We start from the raw sequence: 21,633 nt of genomic DNA, 5'->3' as shown, positions 1-21,633 counted from the left end.
CGGGGCCGCGCGCGTCCCCACCCCACCACCCTTGCCTCTCGCTCGCGATCTTGCACTTACTGCCCTCGATATGCTCGATTCGCACCCTTCCTGAGGGCCGCAACTGCAAGATCGCGCCAGTGGGGCGGGTGACGGGTGGCCCGCGCCGCCCGTACCCACCCCCGTCGATCATGAGGTTGGCGGGGACGAACCGGACGCCATGCGCCGCCAACTTCATGATCGACCGGGAGAGGGCGGGACCGGGCGGAGGGCGCGTGTGGCGCAGGCGGGGACGGGAATTACCTGGCGGGCACAATTCGCGCAGCTGTTTCCGAGCAATTCCGCCGAAGGTGCCACGGCGCGATCCCGGGCCTACAGAATGTGGGCGAGAGGGTTCGGAAATGGGGGGCGAAATATGTTTGCGAGGCGCCGACTGACGCTTTTCGCGATGACCGTCGCAGCCGCGCCGCTGGCGGTCGGCGCGTGTACCGCCGGCCCGAAGTCGGTGGCGAAGCGGGCCGAGGCTGCGCCGCCGTCGGTCTCCGTGTCGCCGGCCGACCGTACCCGGGACGTGCCGATCAGCGCGGAGGTGGGGACGAAGGTCAGCAACGGCAAGGTGACAGCCGTCAAGCTGACCGACGACAAGGGAAACGCGGTGCCGGCCCAGCCGCGTGAGGACGGCTCCGGCTGGGTGCCGGACCGGCCGCTCGCCAATTCCCGGACGTACACCGCGGAGGTGACCGCGACCGGCGATTCCGGCAGGACCGCCACGCAGAAGACGACGTTCACGACGATGGCCAAATCCACCAAACCGGCCGTCACCAGCGAATTGTATTTCCGGCCGAATCAGACGTACGGGACGGCGATGCCGGTCGTGCTCGGATTCGACCCGCCGATTCCGAAGGAGGCCCGCGCGGACGTCCAGCGCCGGCTGTTCGTGAAGACCGACCCGCCGCAGCCGGGCACCTGGTCCTGGGTGGCCGACGGCAAGCAGGCCGAGTTCCGGGCGCCGGACCGGTGGAAGCCGGGCACGAAGATCAGCGTGCGCAGCGCGTTGCAGGGGCTGCCCATCGGCAAGGACGCGATCGGCGACTCCGACCGGGTCGCGAGCGCCAAGGTCGGCCGCCAGGTGACGCTCGATATCGACAACGGGACCAAGCAGATGACCGTCTACCAGGACGGCAAGGTGCTCAAGAAGATCCCGGTGAGTCTGGGCAAGGCGAGCACGCCGACGTCCAGCGGCACCATGGTGATCATGGAGAAGCACGAGCACACCACCTTCGACACCCGGGGTGAACCGAACGGCGGCTACGTGGTCGACGTGGACGACGCCCAGCGGCTGACCTGGGGCGGCGAGTTCATCCACTCGGCGCCGTGGTCGGAGGGCGACCAGGGGAGCACGAACGTCTCGCACGGCTGCACCAACGTCTCGGCCACCGCCGCGGACTGGCTGATGGGCTTCACGCAGGTCGGTGACCTGGTGACGGTCAAGGGCACCGAGGTGAAGCTCGACCAGGGCAACGGCTTCACCGCCTGGAACGTCGGCTGGGACGAGTTCGCCAAGGGCAGCGCGCTGCCCGTACCGGCAGGGCTGAAGCCCACGCAGAGCGCCACGCCGCACCCGGGCGCGGTGGCCGGCGGGTCGTCACCGGCCCCGGCCCCCTCGCGGAGCAACAGCGGCGGCTGAACCTGGGGAGGAACGGCCACGGGGCCGGCCCGCGTCCGCGCGGGCCGGCCCCGCGTCGTGCTCAGTCCAGGCCGACCCGGGCCACCCCGGTCGCGGTCAGGCTGCCCAGCCAGAGGTGGCGGCCGTGCTGCCGCACGCCGGTGACCATCGGGTACGCCCCGCTCGGGCCGTGCAGCGTGCGCAGCACCCGGCCGGTGCCGTCGACCAGCGCGACCAGCCCGTAGCGGCGCGGCTGCGGCTGCACCGCGCCGGGCAGCAGGGCCACGATCTGCCGCACCCGGGGGTGTGGCAGCAGCCGTTCCATGGCGCGCAGCCGAGGGCTGGGCAACGCGACCCAGTAGGTGCCGTCGCCGACCGCGGAGATGTTGTCCGGGTACGCGGGCAGGTCGGTGAGCACCGTGGTCCGCCCGCTCGGCAGGTCCACCCGGAGCAGCCGGTGGGTGGCGGTCTCGGCGAGCATCAGCGCCGACTCGTCCGGGGTCAGCGCGAGCCCGTTGGGGAAGTAAAGCCCCTCCGCGACCACGTCGGTGCGCCCGGTGCGCCTGTCGTACGCGAGGACCCGCCCGTTGGGCCGGTGCTCCAGCAGGTCGCGTTTCCAGTGCGAGAGCGGGAACCGGTCGGACGAGTCGGTGAAGTAGACGGTGCCGTCACGCGCCACCGCCGCGTTGTCGGCCAGGTGCACCGGCGGCGCGGTCCCGGTCAGCTCGTGCACCCGGCCGGCCGGGTCGACCCGCAGCAGCCCCCGGTACGCGTCGCAGACCAGCAGCCCGCCGTCGACCGGATCGCGTTCGATGCCCAGCGGCCGCCCGCCGGTCTCGGCCAGCAGCGTCGGCGGCGTGCCGGGCGGGGAGTCGGCCGGCCACCACCAGAGCCGGCCGTCCTCGTCGCCGCTGACCACCCGGCCGTCGCCGTCGACCACGACGTCCTCCGGGCCGTGCCCGCCGGCCGGCAGCGGCAGCAGGTCGGCCCGGTCGAGGCGGGTGTCAGCGGGCGACCAGGGGCCGGTGAGCGGCGGCGGCACCGTCGCCGGCTCGCGGACCGGCCGGATCAGCAGTGGGGCACGTGGGCGGGGGACGACCATCGGCTCATTGTGGCCCCGTGGCGTCGCGCAGGGCAGTCCCCGACGGCGTTTCGCCGCTTCCCGCGCGGCGTGGCGGCGCGGCTGCGGGATGACCCTGAGACGGCTCGGGGTCGGTTCCCGGACACTACCCGGAACCCCCGCCGTGAGGTCCGGAAATGTCGGTGGGCGCGGGTAGGTTTGGCCGCATGGTACACAGCGGTGAGCGCTTCTTCGTGGCGATGGACGTGCACGACCAGGCGGTCGAGCTGCGACCGGTCGGCGAGATCGACATCGCCACCGTGACGGCGTTCCGGGCCGCGCTCTGGGCGGCGCCGGCCCGGCCGGTGCTGCGGGTCGACCTGTCCGGTGTCCGGCTGCTCTCCGCCGCTGGCGTCCGCGCGCTGGTCGCCACCCACCTGCGGGTCCGCTCCCGCGGTGGCGAGCTGGTGCTCACCGACCCCGACCCGGTGGTGGCCCGGGTGCTGCGGGTGACCGGCCTGCACCGGGTGCTCCCGGTGCGCTGCACCGACCGCGCCCAGAACCTCCCCGACCGCGCGGCGGACCTGCCCGGCCGCGCCCAGGATCTCCCCGGCCGCCCTCGCGAGCTGGTGGCCTGCGCGGCCTGAACAGGCGGCGGCCCGGGTGCACGCTGCAGGCGGGGCGCACGTGGCAGGTCAGAAGCACACGCCGGCCCGGGCGAAAGTCGGGCGGCCCCGGACATGCGCCGGGCCGCCGGCCCGGAAGCCGGCGGCCCGACGGGAAGGTGTCGCGCTCAGCGCACGCCGAGCAGGTCCACCACGAAGACGAGCGTCTCGTTCGGCTTGATGACGCCGCCCGCGCCCCGGGCGCCGTAGCCCAGGTGCGGCGGGATGGTGAGCTTGCGCCGGCCGCCGACCTTCATGCCCACGACGCCCTGGTCCCAGCCGGCGATGACCTGGCCGCCGCCGAGCGGGAACTCGAACGTCTCACCCCGGTTCCACGAGGCGTCGAACTCGCGGCCGTTCGAGTGGGCCACGCCCACGTAGTGCACGCTCACCAGCTGGCCCGCGCGGGCCTCCGGGCCGTCGCCGACGGTGATGTCCTCGACGACCAGATCGGCGGGCGGCGCGCCCTCGATCGGGCCGATCTGGGGCTTGTCCATGAGCGGGTCTCCTCGGTGCTGACGGTGTGGTCACCGTCGATCCTGCCGGATCGCGACCGGCCGATACGCGCCGGTCCCCGCACACCGGCGTGGCGGGGACACGAAAGAGGCGGGCGTCGCCTGTCGGCGACGCCCGCCCCGGGGCGAGCTGGTCACTTCAGCCAGGGGAGACGCTGGACCAGGGGGAGCCTCGCCCAGGCCCGGCCGAGGCCGAGGGTGTTGCCGGCGCCCACCAGGGCCAGGCCGGCCAGCAGGCCCGCGTAGATGAGGTGGTCGTCCATGAAGGGGTTGTTCGCCGGGGGCAGCACGGCCGTCCACATCAGGACCAGGAGCAGACCGCCCGCGACGGCGGCGACCCGGATGCCGATGCCGAGCATCAGGGCGACACCGATGCCGAGCAGGCCGACCATGAACAGCCAGTCCGCCCAGGCCGCGCCGGCCAGGTTCTGGTAGATGCCCGCGAACGGTCCCTCGACGGCGTGCCCGAGGAAGCCCTTGGTGGGGCTGCCGCCGTTGATCCAGGCGTTCTTCGCCGGGGTCTCGTGGCCGAGGCCGAACATCTTGTCGAGGAAGGCCCAGAGGAACACCCAGCCCAGGGCGAGCCGCAGCCCGGCCCAGACGTACCGGGTGGCCTTCTGGCGGGTGGTCTCGGTGTGCGCCGCCGGAGCGATGGTGGCGGCGGGGGTCCGCTTGACGGCGGGGGTCCGCTCGATTGTCGCGGTCATGGTGTCCACGTCCCTTCCTGTGCCTCGCACCGCGCTTCCCGGTGGCACATTCATTCCACCGCCGCGCGGCGTCCGGGAGCAGGGCCGAGAGGTGCCCTCGTGACCGGGTCATTGGTCCCGTCCGTACCCGGTCCGGTCGGCCCCTCGCGGCCGGTCCGCCGCCCCTGACCAGGCCGTACGCCGGCGGCCTACCGTCGCAGGTGGAGACCCGGCACGAGGAGGTCGTGATGAGGACGTGGCAGGTTACCGACGTGATGACCAGGGACGTCGCCACGGTGACGGAGGAGACCCCGTACCGCGAGGTCGTCGACGTGCTGGTGCGGCAGCGGATCAGCGGTGTGCCGGTGGTGGACTCGTTCCGCCGGGTGCTCGGGGTGATCTCCGAGGCGGACCTGCTGCACAAGGTGGAGCGGTCCGGTCACCCGGACGAGCGGCGGGTCTTCGAGGGACGGCGCCGCCGTACCGCGCGGGAGAAGGCGGGCGCGCTCGTCGCCCGGGACCTGATGACCGCGCCCGCGGTCACCACCCACGAGCGGGCGTCGCTCGCGGCGACCGCCCGGCTGATGGACCACGAGGCCGTCAAGCGGCTCCCGGTGCTGGACGACCTGGGCCGGCTCGCCGGCATCGTCACCCGCGGTGACCTGCTGCGCGTGCACCTGCGTACCGACGCGGAGATCCGCGAGGAGGTCGTGCACGAGGTGCTGCGCCGGGTGCTGTCGGTGCGCGACGGCCTGGTCACGGTCCAGGTCCGCGGCGGCGAGGTCACCATGGACGGGCGGCTGGACCGGCGCAGCGCCGTCGAGCTGGCGGGCCGTCTCGCCGCGCAGGTCGCGGGCGTGGTCGCGGTGCACAACGCGATCGGGTACGACGTGGACGACACCACGCTGATGGAGCTGGACCCGGTGCACGCCACCCCTGTCGCCTGAGCACCGGCACCCGGGCCTCACCGGTCAGGTGGGGCCCGCGGTGGCGAGCTGGGCGGCCAGCAGCGCCGGGGCCTCGGCCAGCGACGGGCCGTACCAGGTGAGGTGCCGGCCGGACACCAGCGCCGCCGGCACACCGGGGAACGCCTCCGGCCCGTCGTCGGCGGTGAACCGGTACGGCTCGTCGGGCAGCACCACCAGCTCCGGCGCCCGGGTGCGCAGCTCGTCCAGGCTGGGCCGGGGATAGCGTTCCGCGTCCCCGGCCCAGCCGTTGCGCACACCGAGCCGGGCCAGCACGTCCCCGGCGAACGTGTCCCGCCCCAGCACCACCCACGGGCGCCGCCACACCGGCACCACGGCGGTGCGGACGCGTCCCGGCGCGGGCAGCGCGGCCCAGGCGTGGCGGGCCTCCCGGAGCCACCGCGGCTCGGCCGGCACGCCGAGCGCGACGACCAGCTCACCGAGCTGGTCGAGGGCCTCCGGCACGGTACGCGGGAAGGTGACCCGGACCGGCACCCCGGCGGCGCGCAGCGCCTCGGCGTCGGCCAGCCGGTTCTCCTCCTCGTTGAGCAGCACCAGATCGGGCTCGAGCGCGAGCACCCGCTCCAGGTCCGGGTACTTCGTCCCGCCGACCCGGGCGACGTCCAGCCCGGCCGGGTGGGTGCACCAGTCGGTCGCGCCGACCAGCACCTCCGGGCGGGTGGCCGCGACCGCCTCGGTCAGCGACGGCACCAGCGACACCACCCGCACCGCGTCTCCCTCTCCTCGAACCGGACCGGCCGGGTCAGCGGGCCGGCGCGGCCACGGCGTCGGCGTTCTCCGGCGGCAGGCCCGCCACCGGCAGGCCCTTGCGTACCGCCCAGTCGACGGCGGCGCGCAGGTCCGCGGTGGGCAGCGGCCGCCGGGTGGTCACCCCGACCGCCGCGTGCACGATGTACGCCATGAACGGGTACGACCGGGCCAGCGCGCCGATCGCGTCGTGCAACCGGCGTACCACCTCCAGCGCGGCCGGTTCGTCGAGCCCGGGCAGGACGAGCTGGAACTCGTTCTCGGTGACGCGCACCGCGCGGTCGACCGGCCGCAGCACGGCGGTGATCGCGGTGAGCACGGCGTGCCCCTCGCGGGCGACGCCGCGTCGGCCGAAGCGTTCCGGCGAGCCGGGCGGCGCCTCCACCCGCAGGCCGACCAGCGCCACCGGCAGCGTGCCGGAGGCGGTCACCCCGTCCGCGCCGGACCACCGGGCCAGGCCTGACTCGTCCAGCATGGTCTCGGCCGCCTCGACCGGCTGGTGGTTCCGGTCGCCGCGGCGGGCCAGCATCCGCAGCGCCGCCTCGGCGCGCGGTTCGCCCGGCCCGGCCGGGATGTCCCGCACCCGGGCGATCGCCTCGTCCAGCGCGGTACGTGCCGCGGCGGGCAGCCGCTCGGCGAGCTGTTCGCGCAGCCGGATCACCTCGTGCAGCGCCTCGTCGCGGCGGAAGCCCCAGCGTCCCTCGAACAGCCGGCCGGCCTCCAGCGTCGGCGCGGGCGCCACCTCGGCCCGGTCGTGCGCGACGAGTGTGGCGCCGAAACGCGGGCTCAACGCCACCACCGTCCACTCCCGGGCCAGCGCCTCCGCCTCGTCCAGCGTCACGCCGTACGCCCCTTCGGGCAGGTCGGGCGGCGGTCCGCCGACCATCGCCACCACCGTCACGGCGGCACGGCCGGCGATGCGCCGGTAGACCTCGCGCTCCCTGGTGAAGTACGGCAGCCGCTGGAACAGCGCGAGCACGACGAGCGGGCCATCCTCGGCCTCGGCGAGCGCGGCGCGTTCGATGGCGTGGGAGACGGTGACGAGACTGCGTTTGGTGAACTGTTCCGGGGTCCGTCCGCTGGGCACGGGCAGAGCCTAGAGGGACGGGCGCGGTCGCGCACCGGTCGGCCGTACCGACTGCGCCGCACCGCCTACACTCGGGCGTCGACCGGACGAGGGGGATCGGGGCGAGATGACGAGCACAGGCAGCGTGACCGCCTCCTGGCTGCGGCCGGTCCCGCCCGGCGTCGCGCCGTCCCTGGTCCGGGCCGGCCACGTCGGCCACGCCGGCCGACGGCTCGGTGACCTGGTGCAGGGTCGCCCGCCGGGGGTCACCGGCAGTCAGTGGAGCACCGCCGGGCGGGCGTCGCTCGACCTGGTGGTCTGCGCCGCCGACACCGGGCTGCCGCGCTTCGCGGTGCGGTTCACCACGCCCGCCCCGGACGGGTCGCCGGCCCGGCGGGAGGAACGGCTCACCGACGCGGTCTGCGCCGCCGTCGGCCTGCCGCTGGTGCGCGTCGAGTCGCCGGCGCTGGGCGGCGCGGAGCAGGTCCGCCGGTTCGCCGAGTACGTGCTGGACGCGCGGGCCTACGCCGACGGCACCGACCCGGACGCCGGCGACGCGGTCGGGTTCCGGGACATCATCGGCCGGCTGCCGGACGGCCGGCGTGGACCGGTGAACGACCTCGGCGCGCTGGCCCGGGTCGAGGCGGTCGAGGCGTACGTGGCGGGCCGGATCGCCGACCCGATCCTGCGCGGTCTGCACGTGCGCTGGACCGACGGGCCGGCGGAGGGCTGGGCCTGGGCCGAGGTGCGGCCGGGCCGCTGCCTGCTGGAGCGGGTCCGGCTGACCTCGCGCGGCTTCGCCTGCGGCGTCGAACCGGGGCGGCTCGCCGAGGACCTGGCCGTGGTGGCGCTGGGGGAGCGGCTGCGTGACCTCGACGGCGCCGCGCCGTCCCTGCTGGACCGTGACGAGCTCCTCCGGCGGGTACGCGCGCTCGCCGCCCGGCGGGACTCCTTCGACGGCGGGTTCGCCTTCGACCACCTCTGCGCCGACTGAACCGTCCTCGCCGGCGCGGACGGCGACTTTCGATTTTTTCCGATCTCCGGTTGAACCTTCGCCGACGGCGCTCCGTACCTCATCGGGAATGGACGCAGATCTTCCCCGCCGCGCCCGGACGGCGCGGAGACGGTGCGGAAAGGGCATCGTCGGCCATTGACGTGCGACCGAGCGTCGCAGTGATCTCACACCCCGAATTCATCGGTCCGCCGGGATCACCAGTCAACTACCGGATCGAGAAGGAGAGCAATTCGATGCGCAGGTCCACACGGGCGCGCCGGTCATCCGGTAACGCGCGGAGCAAGCGGTTGCTGGCGGTTGTCGGCACGCTCGCGGTCTTCGGCGGCATCGTCGCCGTCACCCAGATCTCGTCCGCCCAGGACCGGCGGACGACCACCCGCGCCGCGTCGGCGTCCTGCGTGCCCGCGAGCCCGGGGGCGACCGCCCCGGACGGTCAGGGCAGCACCACCCGTACCTGGCAGAACGGCCGCTGGGTCCGCAACCACTGGGGCGACGGCCAGATGTCACCGGCCGAGTGCCAGCAGACCAACGCGGGCGGCGCGGGCGCCGGCACCCCGACCGTGGCCTGCCCGGACGTCCGCGGCCGGCTGCCGCAGGTGCCCGACCGGGCCCGCGCCGAGGTGGACCGCACCCTGGCGCTGCTGGAGTCCCAGATCGCCGAGGCGAACCGGCGGCTCGCGGCGGAGGGCCGCAACGGCGGCGAGTTCATCAACAACGCGATCCTGCGTCCGCTCGCGGACAAGCGGACCGCGGCGCTCAACCGGATCGCCACCGCCATCGGCCGGGTCGCCCAGCGCCCGCAGGGCCTGGACCAGCTCGCCCAGTGCGCGGTGACCGACACCCCCCGCGACGGCGGTCAGAACGGCGGGAACAACGGGGGCCAGAACGGCGGGAACAACGGCGGCCAGACCGGCGGGAACAACGGCGGCAACAACGGCGGCGGGAACAACAACGGCGGTGGCCAGAACAACGGCGGCGGCAACGGCCTGAACGTGCTCGCGAAGGACTGCTCCGGCAGCCAGCTCCAGGCGCACGACGGCTTCCAGAACGGCAACCGGTGCGTGAGCACCGCGTTCGGTGAGGTGGGCGCCGCGGCGAACAACCCGTCGCTGCTGATCACGCAGTTCCCGAACCAGGTGCGGCGCAACCAGCCGTTCACGCTCCGGGTCACCACCAAGAACCTGGTGCGGGACCGCTTCCTCGCCGCCGGTCAGGGCGGCTACTACCTGGAGAGCTCGCTGCTCAACGGCCAGGGCCTGGTACGCGGTCACTTCCACACCGCCTGCCGGATGCTCGGCAGCACCCGGCAGCCCCCGAACCCGCAGGACGTGCCGGCGTTCTTCGTCGCCACCGAGGACGGCCGGGGTGGCAACCAGCCGGACGACGTGCTGATCCAGATCCCGGGCCTGGCGCAGTCGGGCGTGGCGCAGTGCGCGGTCTGGGCCGGTGACGGCTCGCACCGCATCCCGATGATGGAGCGGGCGAACCAGACCCCCGCCATCGACGTGGTGCGCATCCGGGTCAACTGAGCGACGCGACGGCCGCGGCCGTCCGGGGGACTCCTCCGGGCGGCCGCGGCCTTTCCGCGTACGGAACGGTGGGAGGCGATCCCGGAGGAAATCTCGTGCCGTGGGTATCCGCCGGACGAAAAGCGCCGGGCGGAGAATGCCGATCGGGGCCACGCCGATTTCTCAGCGTGACCCCGGGATGCCCGACGGTGAACCGGTGACGGTCAGCGGTTCTTGTACGCCTCGACCACCGACACCGGGATGCGCCCGCGCTCGGAAATCTCGAACCCGTTCTTGGCGGCCCATTCCCGGATGGCGCGGTTCTGCTCGCGGTCCATTCCGGAGGTGCTCGGCCGGGTCGCGCGACGGGCGCCGCGGGTGACCTCGGCCGCTCCCCGGCCGATTCGCCTGCCAGCGCTGATGTACGGATCCAGGGCCTTGCGCAGGACGCCCGCGTTCTCGTCGGAGACGTCGATCGTGTACGCCACGCCGTCCAGGCTGAACTCGACGGTCCGATCGGCCTTTCCGCCGTCGAGGTCGTCGGTCAGAACGGTGATTACTTTCCTTGCCATCGCCATTACTCCCTGTGTCGGGCGGGGTGTGGCTAAGAGTTTGACCTACCGCGCGGTAATCCCGCAACAATAGCCGACTGTTTCCATTCGGCGGGTCGCGGTAAACGGTGCCGCCATTGGGCGCGGAGCGCCGGAACGGGGGTGCTCGGCGTGGCGTGGGTCACAACCCGGAACAAGGGGCACGTTTTGTTACTTGAGCCAGACACGCTCAACCAACGTGATGGCAGGTGTTCGATGGCAACTCTTCCGGTACTCCCACTGACCGACGCCGTCCTGCTGCCCGGGATGGTCATCCCGGTGACCCTCGACCCGACCACCCAGGCCGCCGTCGACGCGGCCCGCGCCACCGGCGACAAGGAACTCCTGGCCGTACCCCGCATCGACGGCGAGTACGGCTCCGTCGGCGTGGTCGCCACGATCGAGAAGGTGGGCCGGCTGCCCAGCGGCGAACCGGCGGCGGTCGTCCGCGGTCTCACCCGCGCCCGCATCGGCTCCGGCGTGCCCGGTCCCGGCGCCGCGCTCTGGGTGGAGGCGACCACACTCGACGAACCCGCACCGGCGGGCCGCGCCCGGGAACTCGCCCGCGAGTACCGCGCGCTCATGACCTCGGTGCTGCAACAGCGCGGCGCCTGGCAGGTGATCGACGCGATGGAGCGGATGACCGACCTGTCCGAGCTGGCCGACTCGGCCGGCTACGCGCCCTGGCTCAGCCTGACCCAGAAGACCGAACTGCTCGCCGCGCCGGACGTCACCGCCCGGCTGGAACTGCTCGTCGGCTGGGTGAAGGAACACCTGGCCGAGCAGGAGGTCACCGAGCAGATCAACAGCGACGTCCGCGAGGGGCTGGAGAAGTCCCAGCGGGAGTTCCTGCTCCGCCAGCAACTCGCCGCGATCCGCAAGGAACTCGGCGAGGACGAGCCGGACGGCTCCGCCGACTACCGCTCCCGGGTGGAGTCCGCCGACCTGCCGGACAAGGTCCGCGAAGCGGCGCTGCGCGAGGTCGGCAAGCTGGAGCGGGCCAGCGACGCCTCACCCGAGGCGGGCTGGATCCGTACCTGGCTGGACACCGTCCTGGAGATGCCGTGGAGCACGCGTACCCAGGACAACAACGACCTGGCCGCGGCCCGGGCCGTGCTCGACGCCGACCACGCCGGCCTGGCCGACGTGAAGGACCGCATCCTGGAGTACCTCGCGGTGCGCAACCGGCGCGCGGAGCGCAACCTCGGCGTCGTCGGCGGACGCGGCTCCGGCGCGGTGCTGGCCCTGGCCGGCCCGCCCGGTGTCGGCAAGACCAGCCTCGGCGAGTCGGTCGCCCGGGCGCTGGGCCGCAACTTCGTCCGCGTCTCCCTCGGCGGTGTCCGGGACGAGGCGGAGATCCGCGGCCACCGGCGCACCTACGTCGGCGCGCTGCCCGGCCGGATCGTGCGGGCGCTGCGCGAGGCCGGCTCGATGAACCCGGTCGTGCTGCTCGACGAGGTCGACAAGCTGGCCGCCGGCTACTCCGGCGACCCGGCGGCGGCCCTGCTGGAGGTGCTCGACCCGGCGCAGAACCACACGTTCCGCGACCACTACCTGGAGGTCGACCTCGACCTGTCCGACGTGCTGTTCCTCGCCACCGCCAACGTGGTGGAGGCGATCCCCGGCCCGCTGCTGGACCGGATGGAGCTGGTCGCGCTGGACGGCTACACCGAGGACGAGAAGGTCGCCATCGCCCGGGACCACCTGCTGCCCCGGCAGCGGGAGCGGGCCGGGCTGACCGGCGAGGAGGTGACAGTCGCCGACGAGGCGCTGGCACTGATCGCGGGCGAGTACACCCGGGAGGCGGGCGTCCGGCAGCTCGAACGGGCCCTGGCGAAGATCCTGCGCAAGGTGGCCGTCGCGCTGGCCACGGACGCCGCGCCGGTGCACGTGGACGCCGGGAACCTGGCCCGCTACCTGGGCCGGCCGAAGTTCACCCCGGAGTCGGCCGAACGCACCGCCGTGCCCGGCGTGGCGACCGGCCTGGCCGTCACCGGCGCCGGTGGCGACGTGCTGTTCATCGAGGCCACCACGATGGAGGGTGAGCCGGGACTGACGCTGACCGGTCAGCTCGGCGACGTGATGAAGGAGTCCGCGCACATCGCGTGGTCGTACCTGCGGTCGAACGGACGGCGCTACGGGCTGGACCCGAACGCGCTGGCCGGGCGGCGGATCCACCTGCACGTCCCGGCGGGCGCGGTACCGAAGGACGGCCCGAGCGCCGGCATCACCATGGTGACCGCGCTGGCGTCCCTGGTCACCGGGCGGCCGGTGCGGCCCGAGTTCGGGATGACCGGCGAGGTGACGCTCTCCGGCCGGGTGCTGCCGATCGGCGGGGTGAAGCAGAAGCTGCTCGCCGCGCACCGGGCCGGTCTCACCGAGGTGATCATCCCGAAGCGCAACGAGCCGGATCTGGACGACCTGCCGGCCGAGGTGCGGGAGGCGCTGACCGTGCACACCCTGTCCGACGTGGCGGACGTGCTCGCGCTGGCGCTGCGACCGGCCGAGATCGAGGCGGGGGCGCTCGCCGCGGCCTGAGTGGGAGCGGGGGTCCGGTGGTAGCCGGACCCCCGCTCCCGCGGCGCGGCGGGAATGGTCCGTCCGGCATCCCGGTCGGCCGGAGCGCCGGCAGCGCCGCCCGGCCCGGCATACTGGCCGGCGTGCGGCCAGGACCGACGGACGCCGCACGGAGAGGGCTGGTCAGGTGGCGCGCAGAGCAACTGACGGGGATCCGCCGGGAAGCGGAACCTCGGACCTCGGCGATCTTCTGGGCCGGGAGTTGAGCACCGCTGTGGTGATGTTCCACGAGGCGGTGGCCGCCCGGCGTGGCCTCACGGCCACGGAGAACAAGGCGCTCGACCTGCTGGCCCGGCGTGGCCCGCTCACCTCCGGTGATCTCGCCCGTCAGCTCGGGCTCACGCCGGGCGCGGTCACCGGGCTGGTGGACCGGCTGTCCCGCGCCGGGTACGCACGGCGCAGCCCGGACGCGACGGACCGGCGCAAGACGTTCGTCGTCGCCGACGTGGAGCGGCTCGACGCCGAGATGGGCCCGGTCTTCGCGCCCCTGGGTGCGGCGATCAGGGAGCTGACGCGCGGGTACACCGAGGCGCAGCTCGCCACCGTCGAGCACTTCGTCAGCAACGTGGTGGTCATCCTCCAGGAGCAGACTGCCCGTGTCTCCGCCCCCTCCGGCGACAGGGCCTGACAAAAACATTTCAGCGAGCTAAAATGTTTAGCATGCTGAATCAATCTGCGGGCGCCGGCGTCCGCCGCACCCTGTCCCGGCTCGGCGACGCGTGGGGCGAGGGGGATCCGGACCGGTACGCGGCCCTCTTCAGCGAGGACGCGGACTACACGGCCTTCGACGGCACCCGGATGGCGGGCCGGCGCGCGATCGCCGACGGTCACCGGGCGCTGTTCGCGGGCGTCATGCGCGGCTCGCGCATGACCGTCCGAGAGCCGCGCATCCGGCACGTCGCCACCGACGTCGCCGTGGTGTGGGCGCTGGGCGGGATCATCATGCGCTGGCAGCGCGGCCGTACCGAGCCGTCGGCGAAGCGGCTCTCGGCGGTCACGTTCGTCCTCGTCCACCAGGGGGACGACTGGCTCGTGACCGCGTTCCAGAACACCAGGTACCGCCCGTGGTCGCGTACCGTCATCGGGCGGCTGACGAGCCGCATGGCGGGTGAGGACGGCCGGTGACCGTCACCGCCGGCGGTGGTGAGCACCCGCCGGCGGTGGACGCCTCAGCGGCGGCCGCGGCGGCCGGCGTCGAAGGGACGCTCCCGGCCGTCGGACTCGCCGCCGTCGCGGTCCCGGCGCACCGTCGCCTTGCGCCCCTTGATGGTGGTGCCCCGCAGCGCGGCGATCACCTCATCGGCCACCCCCTGCGGCACCTCCACCAGGGAGAACCGGTCGGCGATCTCGATCGAGCCGATGTCCCGGCCACTGACCCGGGTCTCCCCGGTGATCGCGCCCACCAGGTCCTGCGGCCGTACCCCGGCCCGGCGGCCCAGCCCGATGAAGACCTGCGTCGCCCCGCCGGTACGCGGGCGTCCCGGGCCCCGCCGCTCGCCCCGCCCGCCGGTCTCCGGCCGGCCCTCGCGCGGACCGCGGACCGGGACCTGCGGGATCTCCTCCTCGTCGTCCGAGCCCGGCGACGTCGCCTCGTGCGCCAGCTTCACCGCCGCCAGCGCCACCTCGACCAGGTCGAACTCGTCGGTCAGCGACTCCACGATCGCCCGGTACGGGTCGAGGTCGTCCTCCAGCAGGCTCTCCCGCAGCGCGCCCTGGGTCAGCTCCAGCCGCCGGGTCCGCATGTCCGCCACAGTGGGGATCTTGTCGATGGCGATCCGCTGCCCGGTGACCCGCTCGATGGTCTTGAGCATCCGGTGCTCACGCGGCTCGGCGAGCGTGATCGCCACGCCTTCCCGCCCGGCCCGGCCGACCCGCCCGATCCGGTGCACGTACGACTCCGGGGCCGACGGGACGTCGTAGTTGACCACGTGGGTGAGCTGCTCGACGTCCAGCCCGCGGGCGGCCACGTCGGTGGCGACCAGCAGGTCCGCCGTGCCCGCGCGCAGCCGGCCCATCACCCGGTCCCGCTGCTCCTGGCTCATCCCGCCGTGCAGCGCCTCGGCCCGGTAGCCCCGGCCGTTCATCGTCTCGGTGAGCCGGTCCACCTCCTCGCGGCTGCGGCAGAACACGATCGCCGCGGTCGGCGACTCCACGTCCAGCACCCGGCCCAGCGCGGCCGGCTTGTGCCCCCGGGCCACGATGTACGCGCTCTGCCGCACCCGGGGCGCCTCCCCGGCGACCGGCCGCTCCCGCTCGATGCGGATGCGGACCGGATCGGTCAGGTGCTGGCGGGCCAGCCCGTCGATGCGGGCCGGCATGGTGGCCGAGAACAGCACCGTCTGCCGGCCGGCCGGGGCGTGCTCCAGGATCGCCTCGATGTCCTCGGCGAAGCCCATGTCGAGCATCTCGTCCGCCTCGTCCAGCACCACCGTGCTCAGCGCGCCGAGCCGCAGCGTGCCCCGGGCGATGTGGTCCAGCGCCCGGCCCGGCGTCGCCACCACCACGTCCACCCCGTGGTCGAGCGCGCGCAACTGCCGGCCGATCGGCTGCCCGCCGTAGATCGGCAGCACCCGGGCGCCCAGGTCCTTGCCGTAGCGGTGGAACGCCTCGGAGACCTGAACGGCCAGCTCCCGGGTCGGCACGAGCACCAGCGACACCGGGTCGCCCTCGGCCCGGCCGACCGGCATCCGCTGCAACAGCGGCAGCGCGAACGCGGCGGTCTTGCCCGTACCGGTCGCCGCCTGACCCAGCAGGTCCTGCCCGGCCAGCAACGGAGGGATGGCCTCCCGCTGGATCGGCGTCGGTTCCTCGTACCCGAGCGCGGACAGCGCGCCCAGCAACTCGGTGCGTAGCCCGAGATCGGCGAAGGCGAAGGCGTCCTCGGCGTCGTCGGGAACGGCGGGGTCGGTCGGGGTCGGTGCGGCGGTCATGCGACAAGTTTTTCATCACCGCCGCGCGGGGGTCGCGGCGACCGGGGCAAACGTTCGCCGCGCCACCCCTGTGCCGTCCCCTCCGGGTGATCCGGCGCGGCCCCGTGCCCCCGCCGGATCACCGGGACAGGACGGCCAGCAGCGTGGTCAGGCCCACCCCGACGTCGAACACCGCGCACCACAGCGCGTACCCGCGCGGCACCACCGCGCCGGTGCGGTGGTACCAGGCGTCCCAGGCCGCGTGGACGAGCCAGCCCACCCCGACGAGCACCCCGGCGACGTCGGCGGACGCGATCATCGCCACGACCGCCAGGCCGCCCCACACGGCCGCCCCGGCGAGCTGCGCGGCCAGCGCGCGCCGGTCGCCCCACTGCCGCCGCCAGGTGCCGATCAGCAGGTAGCCGGCCGGCAGGACCAGCAGCGTCCAGGGCGCGAAGACGGTCGGCGCGAACCACATGTCCACGGTCATGAGCAGCCCCAGCCCGGCCGGCCACCCCCGCGCCACCGCCGCGGCGACCGGGTGCCGGCGCGGCGGCGCCGCGGGCGTGTGCCGGTGCCGCAGCGCCACCAGCAGCATCGCCGGGACCATCAGCAGGTGACCGCCGAGCAGCAGCATGTCGTCCCCGACCCACCCGGCCCACCAGGGCGGGAGCAGCAGCAGGAACGGCACGTACATGGCCGCCGACATCTCCGCGGTGGCGGCCCGGCCGTCCCCCCGGTACCACATCCACGCGGCCATGCCCGCCGCCATGTTCGTCGCCATCACCAGCGCGCCCACGTCCGGCCGCGCCAGTACCGCCGTGCCGCCCAGCAGCCGCCCGCCCACCTGCCACAGCGGCCCGAGCAGCACCATCCCGGCCACCATCGCCACCACCATCCCGGCCAGGTGCCGGGTCCGCGCCCACCCGGCCCACCGCCGGGGTACGACCACAGTCATCTCCGTCATGCCCCGACCCTGCCGCCGCCGGGCGCACCGGAGAAGGCGCATCAGTCACCGGGAAACCGTGCGGAACGCACGATCCGGCCGTGACATCTCGCAGGGGCGGGCGGGCCGGCGCACGCCCTAGGATCGGCGGGCATGACAGTCGATTCCGCCGACCACCGGCTGCGCCGGGCCCGGCGGGTCACCCTGCTGTCGCTGGCCACCAACGTGTGGACCACCGTGCTGCTGCCCGTGGTCGGCCTGACCCGCGAACCCGACCCGGTACGCGTCGCGCTCGGCGCCGCCGGGCTGCTCGCGTTCACCGCGGCCCAGATCGCGGTGCTGCACGCCGCCGTCACGCCGTGGCTGCCCGTACCGGCCCGTCGCCGCCGGCACGCGGCGCTGACCGTGGCGGCGCTGCTCAGCCTGCCGCTGCTCGGCCCGGTCGCGGCCGGCTCCTGGCCCACCTGGGCGTGGCTGGGCGCGTCCCTGGTCGGCATGATGCCGCTGCTGTTCCGGCCCGTCGTCGCGGCGGTGGCGGCGGCCGGCGTCCTCGCGGTGTCCGCCGCCGTCACCTGGTCGACGGGCGGGCCGGTGCCCACGGCGCTGCTGGTCACCGGCGCGGTGGGAGCCGGCATCGCCGCGCTCACCTGGGTGCAGGTCTGGTTCTGGGACCTGCTCGTCGAGGCCCGGCAGGGGCAGGCCGCCCAGGCGCGGCTCGCCGCGGCCGAGGAACGGTTGCGCTTCGCCCGGGACGTACACGATCTGCTCGGCCACGACCTCACGGTGATCGCGCTCAAGGCCGAGCTGGCGGAGCGGCTGGCGCCGCGCGACGCCGGCCGGGCCGCCCGGGAGGCGGCCGAGGCGCGGCGGCTGGCCGGCTCGGCGCTGACCCGGGTCCGGGCGGCGGTGCACGGCTACCGCGCGGTCGACCTGGCCGAGCAGGCCGCCGCGGTGGGGGAGGTGCTGCGCTCCAGCGGCGTCCGCACGACAGTGGTCCCGCCCGCCGCTGAGGTGCCCGCGCCGGTCGCCGCCGACCTGGCCGCCGTGCTGCGCGAGGCCGGAACCAACGTGCTGCGGCACAGCCGGGCCGGCTGGTGCCGGATCGAGATCACCCGGGAGGGCGGCGTGGTGACGCTGACCGTACGCAACGACGGCGTCCGCGACGACGGCGGACCGGACCGGCTCAGCGGCGGCCTGCGCGGCCTGGCCGACCGGCTCGCACCGGCCGGCGGACGGGTCCGGGCCGAGGCCGCCGACGGCGTGTTCAGCCTGGTGGCGACAGTGCCGGTGACGCCGTGATCCGGGTGCTGCTGGCCGACGACGAGGAGCTGATCCGGCTCGCCCTGGCCGCCCTGCTCGACCTGGAACCGGACATCGAGGTGGTCGCGCACGCCCACGACGGGCGCAGCGCCCTGGACGCGGCGCTGGCCCACCGCCCGGACGTCGCCGTGCTCGACCTGGAGATGCCGCCGCCCGGCGGCGTCGAGGTCGCCGCCGAGCTGACCCGGGCGCTGCCCGGCTGCGCCCCGGTGATCCTCACCGGACACGGCCGGCCCGCCCAGCTCCGGCCGGCGCTCACCGCCGGGGTACGCGGGTTCCTCGCCAAGGGCGCCCCCGGCGGCGCGCTGGCGGACGTGATCCGCCGGGTGCACTCCGGCGCCCGCTACGTCGATCCCGCGCTCGCGGCCGACGCGCTCACCCTGCCGGAGTGCCCGCTGACACCGCGTGAGCTGGAGACGCTGCGGCTGGCCGAGCTGGGTACGCCGGTCGCGGTGATCGCCCGGCGCACCCACCTGGCCGCCGGAACGGTCCGCAACCACCTCAGCGCCTGTGTGCAGAAGCTCGGCGCCGCCGACCGGGCGGAGGCGGTACGGCGGGCGCGGGAGGCCGGCTGGCTCTGACGTACGGGGCGTCGCGGGCGGTCGCCGGCGACTAGCCTGATCACGTGCGGACGGTCGAACTGCTCTGCTCTCCCGAACTGGAAGCGGCGGTTCGCGCTGCCTGGGACCGGCTCGCCGCCGCCGGGCTGCCCAGCCTGGCCCGCAACACGCACCCGACGAACCGGCCGCACCTGACGCTCGCCTCGGTGGAGGAGTTCCCGCCCGGCGCCGAGCAGCGCCTGGCCGACCTCTGCGACGCGGCGCTGCCGCTGCCGGTGCGGCTGGGCCGGGTGGCGGTGCTCGACGGCAGCGCGCCACTGGTGTGGCTGGTCCGGCCGACACCGCAGCTCGTCGCGCTGCACGGCGCGGTCTGGGACGTGCTCGCCGAGGCGTCCGGCGGGCACTCGTGGCATCAGCCCGGCCGGTGGGTGCCGCACCTGAGCCTGGCGCTGCGGTTCGGCGCGGCGGACCGGCGCCGAGCCCGGGCGGTCGCCGGGGCACACCCGCCGGCCGGGGCGTTCGTGGCGGCGCGCAGCTACGACGGCGACACCCGCACCATCAGCGAGCTGACCACCGCCTGCCCCCGTTCCGGCGGCTGAGCCGGGGCCGCCCCCACGACAGGGGACGGCCCCGAGCGTCAGCGGTGGAAGCGCAGGTAGTCGAACTCCGCCGTCACCGCCGGCGTCGCGCCGCCGTGCGCCACCAGCCCGATCCGGGGCGTCGTGTCCGCCGGGAACGTCCACACCGCGCCCCACGTCCAGTGCTTCCCGTCACGGCTGGACCCGGCCCGGAACTCGTGCTCCCCGTTCACCGGATCGACCCGGTGGGCGAGCCGTAGCCAGGTGGTGGTGCCGGGGGTGCCGACGATGCTGCCGCCGTACACGGGTTGCCCGGCGAAGGGCAGCTCGTAGCCGTACTCGACCTGCCGGGTGTTCCAGATCGCCACCTGGGTCAGCCGGGCGAACCGGTCGTCGTCGACGTACGCGACCAGGCCCGCCTGCTGGTAGTTGCGCACGCTGTCCTCACCCAGATCCAACGTCACCTTCGTCTCGGCGACGTAGTTCCCGGCCGGCGCGTCGCGCAGCAGCACCCCGGCGGTGTTGCCGGTGCCGGACAGGTCGGCGTCCTGCACCGGCCAGCGCAGCGCGCCGCCGCTCACGGTGGCGGCCGGGTCCTGGCGTACCCACTGCCAGGCCGGGTCGAGCCTGCCGGTGAACTCGTCGGAGTAGCCGCGCAGCACCGGTCCGACCCGGGGGCCGGGGACGGTGTGTCGCGCCGGTCGGTACAGCCGGACGGCGCTGACGTTGTCGAACTCGGCCGGGCCGCCCTCGGCGCGCACCGACGCCTCACCCGTCGCGGGGCGGGGCAGGCGCACCGACACCTGGGCGACCGGGTCGCCGAGGCGGGACGGGCCGAGCGTGGCGACGAGCTGCCGCCCACGTACCTCGATCGCGAGGTTGTGCCGGTCGCGCAGGTCGAGGCCGGCGGGCAGCGCGGTGGACGCGGCGCCGGCGCTCAGCCGGCCGCGCCCGGCGCGGACGTCCACGCCACCCAGCCGCAGCCCGGCGGTGGCCGCGCCGGTCAGCCGCAGGTCGGTCTCCGCGCGCAGGTCACCGCCGATCCGGGTACGCGAGGTGAGCGTGCCGCTGCCGGTCAGCACCCCGCCGGCGGCCTGCCAGCGGCCGTGCTCGGCCCGCCAGCCGCGCAGGTCGGCGGTGGCGAAGCGGGCGTCGACCGGTCCGGTGGTGACCGGCGCGGGCCGGGCGGTGTCGGAGGGACCGGCGCCCGCGTTCACTGCGGGCCATCCGTCGATCCAGTCGAGGCGGTCCAGCAGCATCGGCCGCTCGTTGACGCCGAACGGCTCGTCCAGGTACGGGTCGGCGCGGTCGATCGCGTGGTAGGCGATCCAGTCCTGCCCGGACAGGTCGGTGAGCACCGCGTTGTGCCCGGTGCCGATCCAGCGGTTGCCGTTCTGGGTGAGCACCGGCGTGCCGCCGGCCCGGGACACGTCGAGGCGCTGCCCGTCCCGGGCGGTGAACGGGCCGCGCGGGTCACGGGACCGGCCGACCTGGACGGAGTAGCCGGTGGCCGGGCCGGCGCAGCAGTTCGCGGTGGACGCGAACAGGTAGTACCAGCCGTCGCGGCGCAGCACGTACGCGCCCTCGAACTTGTTGTCGATCGCGACCGGCGTCGGCGTGCCGACCGCGCGCAGCCCGTCCGGGGACAGCTCGGTGACCGAGATGCCGCCGTAGTAGCTGCCGTAGTAGAGCCAGTGGCGGCCGTCGGCGCCGGTGAGCTGGCTCGGGTCGATCGTCCACAGGTAACCGCCGCCGGCGCCCGGGCGCGGCGCGACCACTGGCGTGTCGGCGAACGTCCACGGGCCGGCCGGGCTCGGCGCGGTGGCCGCGCCGACCGCGGTGTCGAACGTGTCGTCCGAGACGGTGGTGTCGGTGACCGTCACGTACATCACCCACCGGCCCGCCACCCGCCGCACGTCGGGCGCCCAGAACGCGGCACCGGGCGCGGCGTAGGCGGGCCGCTGGTCCGGGGCGAACGCGTCGCCGGCGTAGGTCCAGTCGACCAGGTCGGCGGAACGGGCGATCGGCACCCGGTGCGCCCGTCCCTCGCCCTCGCGCAGCGGGTCGGAGGTGCCGAAGGCGTACCAGAGTCCGTCGTCGCCGCGCACCACGACCGGGTCGGCGAAGGTGTCGGCGAACCCGGCGGAGACCGGGTTGCGGTAGCGGTCGGGCCCGGCGGCGGACGCGGGGGCCGCGCCGGCGAGCAGAAGCGTGAGTACGGCGGCGAGCGCGCCACCGCGGCGGAGGTGTCCCATCGGGC

20 protein-coding genes are annotated in these 21,633 nt (G+C 74.7%); 11 read left to right on the top strand and 9 right to left on the bottom strand.

Annotated elements, in window-relative coordinates; all coding sequences use genetic code 11:
* Positions 1–394 precede the first annotated feature (394 nt).
* Positions 395–1,666 carry a L,D-transpeptidase gene (locus CLT75_RS09160; RefSeq protein ID WP_209310297.1) on the top strand — a complete coding sequence of 424 codons (1,272 nt, stop codon included), beginning with the start codon at positions 395–397 and terminating at the stop codon, positions 1,664–1,666.
* Between the two features lie 61 nt (positions 1,667–1,727).
* Here the strand turns inward: CLT75_RS09160 and CLT75_RS09155 are convergent, their stop codons facing one another.
* Positions 1,728–2,747, bottom strand: coding sequence for an SMP-30/gluconolactonase/LRE family protein (locus CLT75_RS09155; RefSeq protein WP_135240391.1), 1,020 nt, complete (start codon positions 2,745–2,747; stop codon positions 1,728–1,730).
* 185 nt (positions 2,748–2,932) lie between these two features.
* On the opposite strand from CLT75_RS09155, the gene CLT75_RS09150 reads away from it, so the two are divergent.
* Positions 2,933–3,352 carry an STAS domain-containing protein gene (locus CLT75_RS09150; RefSeq protein ID WP_135240390.1) on the top strand — a complete coding sequence of 140 codons (420 nt, stop codon included), beginning with the start codon at positions 2,933–2,935 and terminating at the stop codon, positions 3,350–3,352.
* 146 nt (positions 3,353–3,498) lie between these two features.
* On the opposite strand, the gene CLT75_RS09145 is transcribed toward CLT75_RS09150, so the two are convergent.
* Together CLT75_RS09145 and CLT75_RS09140 are read right to left on the bottom strand one after the other, a co-directional pair.
* Entirely contained in the window at positions 3,499–3,867 is a 369-nt protein-coding gene (locus CLT75_RS09145; protein WP_013286592.1) for an FKBP-type peptidyl-prolyl cis-trans isomerase, read from the bottom strand.
* Between the two features lie 152 nt (positions 3,868–4,019).
* Positions 4,020–4,601 carry a hypothetical protein gene (locus CLT75_RS09140; RefSeq protein WP_435153826.1) on the bottom strand — a complete coding sequence of 194 codons (582 nt, stop codon included), beginning with the start codon at positions 4,599–4,601 and terminating at the stop codon, positions 4,020–4,022.
* A 218-nt stretch (positions 4,602–4,819) separates the two neighbouring features.
* Here CLT75_RS09140 and CLT75_RS09135 point away from each other — a divergent pair, with 218 nt between their 5' ends.
* The gene (locus CLT75_RS09135; RefSeq protein WP_135240389.1) at positions 4,820–5,518 is read left to right on the top strand and encodes a CBS domain-containing protein; all 699 of its coding nucleotides are present in this window, start codon (positions 4,820–4,822) and stop codon (positions 5,516–5,518) included.
* Positions 5,519–5,542: 24 nt separating this feature from the next.
* Here CLT75_RS09135 and CLT75_RS09130 read toward each other — a convergent pair whose 3' ends face one another.
* On the bottom strand, positions 5,543–6,265 hold the full coding sequence (locus CLT75_RS09130) for a helical backbone metal receptor (protein WP_135240388.1): 723 nt from the start codon (positions 6,263–6,265) through the stop codon (positions 5,543–5,545).
* A 34-nt stretch (positions 6,266–6,299) separates the two neighbouring features.
* Positions 6,300–7,391, bottom strand: a complete 1,092-nt coding sequence (locus tag CLT75_RS09125) for a DICT sensory domain-containing protein (RefSeq protein ID WP_135240387.1) — start codon at positions 7,389–7,391, stop codon at positions 6,300–6,302.
* Between the two features lie 106 nt (positions 7,392–7,497).
* Here CLT75_RS09125 and CLT75_RS09120 point away from each other — a divergent pair, with 106 nt between their 5' ends.
* Both CLT75_RS09120 and CLT75_RS09115 read left to right on the top strand, forming a co-directional pair.
* Positions 7,498–8,364, top strand: a complete 867-nt coding sequence (locus CLT75_RS09120; protein WP_135240386.1) for a PDDEXK family nuclease — start codon at positions 7,498–7,500, stop codon at positions 8,362–8,364.
* A 254-nt stretch (positions 8,365–8,618) separates the two neighbouring features.
* Positions 8,619–9,914, top strand: coding sequence for a hypothetical protein (locus tag CLT75_RS09115; RefSeq protein WP_167796894.1), 1,296 nt, complete (start codon positions 8,619–8,621; stop codon positions 9,912–9,914).
* Positions 9,915–10,117: 203 nt separating this feature from the next.
* On the opposite strand, the gene CLT75_RS09110 is transcribed toward CLT75_RS09115, so the two are convergent.
* The gene (locus tag CLT75_RS09110) at positions 10,118–10,465 is read right to left on the bottom strand and encodes a histone-like nucleoid-structuring protein Lsr2 (protein WP_135243955.1); all 348 of its coding nucleotides are present in this window, start codon (positions 10,463–10,465) and stop codon (positions 10,118–10,120) included.
* Between the two features lie 234 nt (positions 10,466–10,699).
* Here CLT75_RS09110 and lon point away from each other — a divergent pair, with 234 nt between their 5' ends.
* The 3 genes from lon to CLT75_RS09095 all read left to right on the top strand — a co-directional run bounded on the left by lon (position 10,700) and on the right by CLT75_RS09095 (position 14,185).
* A complete protein-coding gene (gene lon, locus CLT75_RS09105; protein WP_135240385.1) occupies positions 10,700–13,021 on the top strand; it encodes an endopeptidase La in 2,322 nt (773 codons plus the stop codon).
* A gap of 241 nt (positions 13,022–13,262) precedes the next feature.
* Entirely contained in the window at positions 13,263–13,688 is a 426-nt protein-coding gene (locus CLT75_RS09100; RefSeq protein WP_209310296.1) for a MarR family transcriptional regulator, read from the top strand.
* A gap of 32 nt (positions 13,689–13,720) precedes the next feature.
* Positions 13,721–14,185: an SgcJ/EcaC family oxidoreductase gene (locus tag CLT75_RS09095; protein ID WP_135240384.1), complete on the top strand. Its 465-nt coding sequence runs from the start codon at positions 13,721–13,723 to the stop codon at positions 14,183–14,185.
* A gap of 44 nt (positions 14,186–14,229) precedes the next feature.
* Here the strand turns inward: CLT75_RS09095 and CLT75_RS09090 are convergent, their stop codons facing one another.
* Positions 14,230–15,990 carry a DEAD/DEAH box helicase gene (locus tag CLT75_RS09090; RefSeq protein ID WP_135240383.1) on the bottom strand — a complete coding sequence of 587 codons (1,761 nt, stop codon included), beginning with the start codon at positions 15,988–15,990 and terminating at the stop codon, positions 14,230–14,232.
* A 118-nt stretch (positions 15,991–16,108) separates the two neighbouring features.
* Positions 16,109–16,936, bottom strand: coding sequence for a hypothetical protein (locus CLT75_RS09085; protein WP_135240382.1), 828 nt, complete (start codon positions 16,934–16,936; stop codon positions 16,109–16,111).
* Between the two features lie 132 nt (positions 16,937–17,068).
* Here CLT75_RS09085 and CLT75_RS09080 point away from each other — a divergent pair, with 132 nt between their 5' ends.
* From CLT75_RS09080 to CLT75_RS09070, 3 genes are read left to right on the top strand one after another with little or no spacing between them, the layout of a single operon-like run.
* Positions 17,069–18,214: a histidine kinase gene (locus CLT75_RS09080; protein ID WP_135240381.1), complete on the top strand. Its 1,146-nt coding sequence runs from the start codon at positions 17,069–17,071 to the stop codon at positions 18,212–18,214.
* A complete protein-coding gene (locus tag CLT75_RS09075) occupies positions 18,211–18,816 on the top strand; it encodes a response regulator transcription factor (protein ID WP_120569680.1) in 606 nt (201 codons plus the stop codon). The genes CLT75_RS09080 and CLT75_RS09075 overlap by 4 nt, the downstream gene beginning before the upstream one ends.
* Before the next feature lie 44 nt (positions 18,817–18,860).
* Positions 18,861–19,394 carry a 2'-5' RNA ligase family protein gene (locus CLT75_RS09070; protein WP_135240380.1) on the top strand — a complete coding sequence of 178 codons (534 nt, stop codon included), beginning with the start codon at positions 18,861–18,863 and terminating at the stop codon, positions 19,392–19,394.
* Between the two features lie 38 nt (positions 19,395–19,432).
* Here CLT75_RS09070 and CLT75_RS09065 read toward each other — a convergent pair whose 3' ends face one another.
* On the bottom strand, positions 19,433–21,628 hold the full coding sequence (locus CLT75_RS09065; protein ID WP_135240379.1) for a family 43 glycosylhydrolase: 2,196 nt from the start codon (positions 21,626–21,628) through the stop codon (positions 19,433–19,435).
* Positions 21,629–21,633 lie beyond the last annotated feature (5 nt).

It is taken from the genome of Micromonospora sp. CNZ285, assembly GCF_004637285.1.
This window is presented reverse-complemented; position numbering and strand designations above follow the sequence as displayed.